General features: G+C 71.6%; 6 protein-coding genes. 5 read left to right on the forward strand and 1 reads right to left on the reverse strand.

What is annotated here, in order from left to right:
* Window positions 1–20: 20 nt before the first annotated feature.
* A complete protein-coding gene (locus SACSA_RS0109815) occupies window positions 21–1,109 on the reverse strand; it encodes a 3-deoxy-7-phosphoheptulonate synthase (protein WP_019815475.1) in 1,089 nt (362 codons plus the stop codon).
* Between the two features lie 249 nt (window positions 1,110–1,358).
* On the opposite strand from SACSA_RS0109815, the gene SACSA_RS0109820 reads away from it, so the two are divergent.
* The 5 genes from SACSA_RS0109820 (at window position 1,359) to SACSA_RS0109840 (ending at window position 7,386) form a co-directional block, all read left to right on the forward strand.
* The gene (locus tag SACSA_RS0109820) at window positions 1,359–2,384 is read left to right on the forward strand and encodes a 6-phosphofructokinase (RefSeq protein ID WP_019815477.1); all 1,026 of its coding nucleotides are present in this window, start codon (window positions 1,359–1,361) and stop codon (window positions 2,382–2,384) included.
* Between the two features lie 257 nt (window positions 2,385–2,641).
* Window positions 2,642–4,153, forward strand: coding sequence for an SLC13 family permease (locus SACSA_RS0109825; RefSeq protein WP_019815481.1), 1,512 nt, complete (start codon window positions 2,642–2,644; stop codon window positions 4,151–4,153).
* A gap of 71 nt (window positions 4,154–4,224) precedes the next feature.
* Window positions 4,225–4,887, forward strand: coding sequence for a DUF2461 domain-containing protein (locus tag SACSA_RS0109830; protein ID WP_019815483.1), 663 nt, complete (start codon window positions 4,225–4,227; stop codon window positions 4,885–4,887).
* Between the two features lie 110 nt (window positions 4,888–4,997).
* Window positions 4,998–6,422: a pyruvate kinase gene (pyk, locus tag SACSA_RS0109835; protein ID WP_028661735.1), complete on the forward strand. Its 1,425-nt coding sequence runs from the start codon at window positions 4,998–5,000 to the stop codon at window positions 6,420–6,422.
* Between the two features lie 58 nt (window positions 6,423–6,480).
* The gene (locus SACSA_RS0109840; RefSeq protein ID WP_019815487.1) at window positions 6,481–7,386 is read left to right on the forward strand and encodes an acyl-CoA thioesterase; all 906 of its coding nucleotides are present in this window, start codon (window positions 6,481–6,483) and stop codon (window positions 7,384–7,386) included.
* Window positions 7,387–7,551 lie beyond the last annotated feature (165 nt).

Genomic DNA, 7,551 nt, shown 5'->3' on the forward strand with positions numbered 1-7,551 from the left:
CGCGGTAGGCGACGCGGCCCTCAGCGGGCGCGGCGGACGGCGTCGGCGAGGTCGTCCAGCAGGGTGGCCGTGGTCGGCCAGTCGAGGCAGGCGTCGGTGATGCTGCGCCCGTAGGCCAGGGCCCCGGCCTCGCCGAGGGTCAGGTCCTGGCGGCCCTGTTCCAGGAAGCTCTCCAGCATCACGCCGACGATCCCGCGCTCGCCGTCGCCGACGCGTCCCGCGAGCTCGCGGACCACCTCGGCTTGCCGGTGGTGGTCCTTGCCGCTGTTGCCGTGGCTGGCATCGACGACCACGCGCTCCGGCTGTCCGGCCGCGCGCAGCCTGTCGAGCGTGTCGGCCACGGTGGCGCTGTCGTGGTTCGGGCCCGCGGAGCCGCCGCGCAGGATGACATGGCAGTCGGGGTTGCCCGAAGTGGTCAGCAGGGCGGCGAGCCCGTCGTCGTTGATTCCGGCGAACACGTGCCCGGCCGCCGCCGCCCGGGTGGCGTCCACGGCGACCTGGACGTCGCCGTCGGTGGAGTTCTTGATGCCCACCGGCATCGACAGGGCGCTGCACAGCTGCCGGTGCACCTGGCTGGCCGCCGTGCGCGCGCCGATCGAGCCCCACGTGACGGTGTCGGCGATGAACTGCGGGGTGATGGGGTCGAGGAACTCACACCCCACGGGCAGCCCCAGGGCGGAGATGTCCAGCAACAGGCGCCGGGCCAGCCGCAGGCCCCGGTTGACGGCATAGCTCCCGTCGAGGTCCGGGTCGTTGATCAAACCCTTCCACCCGAGCGTCGTGCGTGGCTTCTCGAAGTAGACCCGCATCACGACGTGCAGCTCGTCGCGCACCGACTCGGCGTGCTCGGCGAGCAGCCGGGCGTAATGCAGGGCCGCGACCGGGTCGTGCACGGAGCAGGGGCCCACCACGACCAGCAGGCGGTCGTCGCCGCCGTCGAGGACGCCGACGGTGTCGGCGCGCCCCTGCGCGACCGTCTTGGCCGCGCCCGGGTCGACCGGGTGGTCCTCGCGGAGCAACGCGGGGGAGAGCAGCGGGCGCACGCTCGTGGTGCGCTGTCCGTCCAGCGCTGTGAGCGGATCGGTGAGGTCGGTGTCGGCGGAGGGCATCGGCGTCCTTTCCGCAAGCCGACCCCGCCGTGACCGCCGAGCCGGCTTGTCGTCGTCCGGCTCGGGGATGGTCGAGTGGTCAGCGCGCGGCGTCGCCGACCGGCCCACCCCGGGCCGGTCCGCTAAACCAGAAATAACGCCGCACGGGGGTCACGCTAGCACACGTGGGTTCGCTGCACCGATCCAGTGCCGGGACCGCTAGGCTGAGATCGGACAGTGTGACACAGGCAACGAAAGGTGTAGTTTCTGATGCGAGTCGGTGTGCTGACCGGCGGGGGCGACTGCCCGGGCCTGAACGCGGTGATCCGTGCCGTGGTGCTGAAGGGCATCGAGACCCACGGCTGGGAAATCTACGGCTTCCGCAGCGGGTGGCGCGGAGCCATCACCGGGGAGGGCCGGTGGCTGACCCGCGACGATGTCGAGGGCATCCTCACCCGGGGCGGCACCATCCTCGGCTCCTCGCGGACGAACCCGTACACCGAGGACGGCGGAGTCGAGGCGATCAAGGCCGTGCTCGCCGAGAAGGGCATCGACGCGCTCGTCGCCATCGGCGGCGAGGACACCCTCGGTGTGGCCAACCGCCTCACCGAAGAGGGCATCAAGGTGGTCGGCGTGCCGAAGACCATCGACAACGACCTGGGTGCCACGGACTACACCTTCGGCTTCGACACCGCCGTGCACATCGCCACCGAGGCGATCGACCGGCTGCACACCACGGCCGAGTCGCACCACCGCGCGCTCGTGGTCGAGGTCATGGGCAGGCACGCGGGCTGGATCGCCCTGCACTCCGGCCTCGCGGGCGGTGCGAGCGTGATTCTGGTGCCGGAGCGGCCGTTCTCGGTGGACACGGTCGTGGAGTGGGTGACGCGCCGGTTCGAGCGCGAGTACGCCCCGATCATCGTCGTCGCCGAGGGCGCGCTCCCGGAAGGCGGTGCGGAGGTCCTGCAGACCGGCGAGAAGGACGCCTTCGGGCACGTCCGGCTCGGCGGCGTGGGCACATGGCTCGCCGACGAGATCGCCGGCCGCACGGGCAAGGAATCCCGTGCCGTGGTGCTGGGCCACACCCAGCGCGGCGGCACCCCGACCGCCTACGACCGCGTGCTCGCCACCCGCTTCGGGCTGCACGCGGTGGATGCCGTCGCCGATGGTGACTTCGGGGTGATGGTTGCCCTGCGTGGCACCGACATCGTCAGGGCGAAGCTGGCGGAGGCCACCGCCGAGCTGAAGACGGTGCCGCCGCAGCGCTACGCCGAGGCGGAGGTGTTCTTCGGCTGAGCGCCCCGGGTGGTGGGCCGGGCCCAGGCCCACCACCCGCGCGCGGTATCCGCGAGGTGATCCCCACGCGCGGTATCCGCGACCCGACCCCCGCGCGCGGTGTCCGCGAGGTGACCCCGCGCTCGGTGTCGTGACCTCAGGCGCCGTGTCAGCCGATGTGCCGGTCGCGGCGGAGCGTGTTCTCCTCTTTCGCACGGTGGTGTGAACAACCGGCGCCGACGCGGTACATTCCGGACACTGAGCGTTGGAGGTGAGTGATGTCACAGTCCGTAGCGGGTGGCACCGGCACCGAGGAGTCCGGGACCTCGGGGGTGCGCAGGCAGTGGATCGGCCTCGCGGTGGGACCCGTGCTCGCGGTCGTCACCTACCTGGTGCTGCCGCCGAGCCTGCCCCCGGAGGGGAGGACGACCGCCGCGGTCGCGGTGCTGATGGCCGTCTGGTGGGTCACCGAGGCGCTGCCGCTTCCGGCCACGGCCCTGCTGCCGCTGGTGCTGTTCCCGTTCTTCGGGGTCAGCGACATCGAAGACGCCGCCGCCCCGTATGCCGACGACATCATCTTCCTGTTCATGGGCGGGTTCATGATCGCGCTGGCGATGCAGCGCTGGAACCTGCACCGGCGCATCGCGCTGCGGACCGTGCTGGCGGTGGGTACCAAGCCGGTGATGCTGATCGCGGGCTTCATGCTCGCGACCGCGTTCATCAGCATGTGGGTGAGCAATACCGCCACGGCGGTGATGATGCTCCCGATCGGGGTCTCGGTGCTCGGCCTGGTCTCCCAGCTCGGCGATGGCGAGGGCGACCCCAACTTCGCCACCGCGCTGATGCTGGGCATCGCCTACGCGGCCTCGATCGGCTCACTGTCCACGATCATCGGGACACCGCCGAACACGCTGCTCGTGGGCTACCTCGAGGAGAATTTCGACATCACCCTGACCTTCGGCCAGTGGATGATGTTCGGCCTTCCGGTCTCGGCGGTCTTCCTCGTGCTCGCCTGGCTGGTGCTCACCCGCGTGGTGTTCCGCCCGCGCCTGCGGTCGCTGCCCGGCGGCCGGGAGCTCATCCGGCGCGAGCTCGACGAGATGGGACCGATGAGCCGGGGCGAGCGGAACGCGCTCACCGTGTTCGTGCTCGCGGCGCTGTCCTGGATCGTCATTCCCACCCTGGCCGACAGGGACGTCGTCGCCGAGGCGGTCCCGTGGCTGGGCAACATCTCGGACGCCGGGATCGCGATGGCCGCGGCGGTGGTGCTGTTCCTGCTCCCGGTCGCCCCGCGCACGGGGGTGCGGACGCTCGACTGGGACACGGCCAAGCAGATCCCCTGGGGCATCCTGCTGCTGTTCGGCGGAGGACTGAGCCTGTCGAGCCACTTCACCGACACCGGGCTGAGCGAGTGGATCGGCGATCAGGTCAGCGGCCTTTCCGCCTTCCCGGTGATCGCCCTCGCGGCCGTCTCGGCGCTGCTCGTCCTGCTGCTCACGGAGCTGACCAGCAACACGGCCACGGCGGCGGCGTTCCTGCCGATCCTCGGCGGGGTGGCGGTCGGTCTCGGCTACGGGCCGATGGTGCTGGTCGTGCCCGCCGCGATGGCAGCCACTTGCGCGTTCATGTTGCCGGTCGCGACGCCGCCGAACGCGATCGTGTTCGGCTCGGGCCATGTCACCATCGGGCAGATGGTGCGGGGCGGCGCTCTGCTCAACGTCATCGGCGTGGTGCTGATCACGCTCGCGGCCTACACGCTGGGCGGGTGGTTGCTCGGCCTGGCCTACTGACCGCTCGCGGATCGCTTCCGGCCCGCCCGCCCGATCCGGGCGGGCGGGTCGGGGCGCAGTAGCGTGGTCGCATGGCGTTCACCGGCTTCGGCGAGTACGCGGTCGACTTCTTCGACGGGCTCGCGGTGGACAACTCGAAGGCGTATTGGCAGGACAACCTCGCCGTCTACACCTCCGACGTGCGGGGGCCGATGGAGGAACTGCTGGCCGAGCTGCTGGACGAGTTCGGCGACTTCGGCCAGGGCAAGGTGTTCCGGCCTTACCGGGACGTGCGTTTCGCCCGCGACAAGAGCCCGTACAAGACGCACTGCGGAGCGGTCGTCGAGCGCGGCCGGGGCGGCGGAGCGTTCTACGTCGAGGTCGGTCCGGCCGGTCTCAGGGTCGGCGGCGGCTGCTTCCGGCTGGCTCAGGACCAGCTCGCCCGCTTCCGTCGTGCGGTCGAGAGCGACGTGCACGGTGCCGCGCTGGCCGCGATCCTCGACGCCCTCCGGGCCGAGGGCTGGGAGGTCGCGGGGGACCGGCTCGTCACCCGCCCGCGCGGCGTTCCGGCCGACCATCCCCGGCTCGACCTGCTGCGGTACCGGTCGTTGACCGCGCTGTGGACGTGGCCGCCCGACGACGCGCTGCACGAGCGCGCGTGCCTGGACCGGGTCCGGACGGCGTGGCGAGGGCTCCGGCCGCTCAATGCCTGGGCCGCCGACCACGTCGGCCCGAGTGACCTGGCCCGGCGCTGACCGCTTCACCCGGCCCGTGGCCACGTCGTCCGGCGGCGGCGAGACCCCGCCTCGAACGGATACGGGATCGGTACAGACGCGGGCGGGCCGAGCGGCTAGGCTGTGCGAATGTGAGCAGACGAGCGAAGATCGTATGCACCCTCGGCCCGGCGACAGCGACGGCGGACAAGGTCCGGGCGCTCGTCGACGCGGGGATGGACGTGGCGAGGATGAACTTCAGCCACGGGACCCACAACGACCACAAGCAGGTCTATGACCTGATCCGCAACGCCGCGCGGGACTCCGGGCGCGCGGTGGGTGTCCTCGCCGACCTCCAGGGCCCCAAGATCCGCCTCGGCGAGTTCGCGGGCGGACCGGTGGAGTGGCGCACCGGCGACCGGGTGCGGATCACCGTCGAGGACGTCGCGGGCACGCACGACCGGGTGTCCACCACCTACAAGGGCCTGGCCAAGGACGCCAAGCCCGGCGACCGGCTGCTCGTCGACGACGGCAAGGTCGGCCTGACGGTCGAGCGCGTCGAAGGCTCCGACGTCGTGTGCGAGGTCGTTGAGGGCGGCCCCGTCAGCAACCACAAGGGTGTGTCGCTGCCCGGGATGGACATCTCGGTGCCCGCCCTGTCCGAGAAGGACATCGAGGACCTGGAGTTCGCGCTGGAGCTCGGCGTGGACTTCGTGGCGCTGTCGTTCGTGCGCTCGCCGGCCGACATCGACCTGGTGCACCAGGTGATGGACCGCGTGGGCCGGGGCCGGGTGCCCGTCATCGCCAAGCTGGAGAAGCCGGAGGCGGTCTACAACCTCGAAGCGGTCGTGCTCGCCTTCGACGGCCTCATGGTGGCGCGCGGTGACCTGGGCGTCGAGCTGCCGCTGGAGCAGGTGCCGCTGGTGCAGAAGCGCGCCATCCAGATCGCCCGGGAGAACGCCAAGCCGGTGATCGTGGCGACCCAGATGCTCGACTCCATGATCACCAACTCCCGGCCGACGCGCGCGGAGGCCTCCGACGTCGCCAACGCGGTGCTCGACGGGGCGGACGCGGTCATGCTCTCGGGGGAGACCAGCGTCGGCCGGTATCCGGTCGAGACGGTCGAGACGATGGGCCGGATCGTGGAGGCGGTCGAGGCGGACATGCCCGCGGTGCCCCCGCTGAGCCACGTTCCCCGCACCAAGCGCGGCGTGATCTCCTACGCCGCCCGTGACATCGGCGAGCGTCTCAACGCGAAGGCACTCGTCGCGTTCACGCAGTCCGGCGACACCGTGCGCAGGCTCGCCCGGCTGCACACGCGGTTGCCGCTGCTGGCCTTCACCCCGCTGGAGAGCGTGCGTTCGCAGTTGGCGATGACCTGGGGCACCACGGCGCGGATCGTGTCGCAGGTGGATTCGACCGACCGCATGATCCAGCAGGTCGACCACGCGATGCTGGAGACCGGCCGGTACCAGGCCGGCGACCTGGTCGTGATTGTGGCGGGATCGCCACCGGGCACCGTCGGTTCGACCAACCTCATCCGGGTGCACCGGCTCGGTGAGGAGGACCACGCGTGAGCGTGTCGGCGGCGGGCGTGGGGCCACCGGAGCCGCTCGACGGTGTCTAATCGGGGGTATGACTGAGCTGGCGAGGGAGGCCGCGAGCGGCCTCGAGGCCGACGGCGGCCTCGGCGGGCAGCGCGTGCTGGACCGCCTGGTCGCGCTGCTGGACCTGGAGCGCATCGAGGAGAACATCTATCGCGGGGTGAGCCCGCCGCACTCTCCGACGCGGGTGTTCGGCGGTCAGGTGGCCGGCCAGGCTCTCGTGGCCGCCGGGCGCACCGTGCCCGCCGAGCGTGCGGTCCACTCGCTGCACGCGTACTTCATCCGCCCCGGTGACCCGAGCGTGCCGATCGTCTACGAGGTGGACCGCATCCGGGACGGCCGCTCGTTCACCACCCGTCGGGTGGTCGCCGTGCAGCACGGCAAGGCGATCTTTTCGCTCTCGGCCTCGTTCCAGATCGCCGAGCCGGGTCTCGAGCACGCCGAGCCGATGCCGGACGTACCCGGGCCCGACGCGGTGCCGACCCTGGCACAGCGCGCGGAGGGCTTCGCCGACCAGCTCGGCCTGCTCTCGCACCCCCGCCCGATCGACATCCGCTACGTCAACGACCCGCCGTGGGTGACCCGCACGACCGGCGCGGTGCCCAGGCGCAACCAGGTGTGGATGCGGGCCGACGGCACGCTGCCCGACGACCCGCTGCTGCACGTGTGCGTGCTCGCCTACGCCTCGGACATGACGTTGCTCGACTCCATCCTCGCCCGGCACGGCGTGTATTGGGACGTCGACAGGGTGCTCGGCGCGAGTCTGGACCACGCGCTGTGGTTCCACCGGCCCTTCCGTGCCGACGAGTGGTTCCTCTACGACAGCGCCTCACCGACCGCGTCGGGCGCGCGCGGACTGGCGACCGGCAATCTCTTCGCCGCCGACGGCGGTCACATCGCGACCGTGGTGCAGGAGGGCCTGATCCGCGTGCTGTGAGACGCCTCCTAGAGGACCGGGTGCTGCGCGACGGCCCGCGTCGCCCGCCCCGTCTGAGAACCCTTGGCTCTCACGCCGTGAAGAACGGCGCGGGCCTGCCGCGGCGGTGCGCGTGGTGGCGCACCGTGCCGCGTCGGCGCGCGAGGTCGTCGCCTTCGCGGTCCG

The organism is Saccharomonospora saliphila YIM 90502, assembly GCF_000383795.1.
GTDB lineage: Bacteria > Actinomycetota > Actinomycetes > Mycobacteriales > Pseudonocardiaceae > Saccharomonospora > Saccharomonospora saliphila.

What these genes read in the sequence shown, in the direction of transcription:
- SACSA_RS0109840 (WP_019815487.1), top strand. Translation starts at nt 6,481, where the DNA reads ATGACTGAGCTGGCGAGGGAGGCCGCGAGCGGCCTCGAGGCCGACGGC.
- SACSA_RS0109820 (WP_019815477.1), top strand. Translation starts at nt 1,359, where the DNA reads ATGCGAGTCGGTGTGCTGACCGGCGGGGGCGACTGCCCGGGCCTGAAC.
- SACSA_RS0109825 (WP_019815481.1), top strand. Translation starts at nt 2,642, where the DNA reads ATGTCACAGTCCGTAGCGGGTGGCACCGGCACCGAGGAGTCCGGGACC.
- SACSA_RS0109815 (WP_019815475.1), bottom strand. Translation starts at nt 1,109, where the DNA reads ATGCCCTCCGCCGACACCGACCTCACCGATCCGCTCACAGCGCTGGAC.
- SACSA_RS0109830 (WP_019815483.1), top strand. Translation starts at nt 4,225, where the DNA reads ATGGCGTTCACCGGCTTCGGCGAGTACGCGGTCGACTTCTTCGACGGG.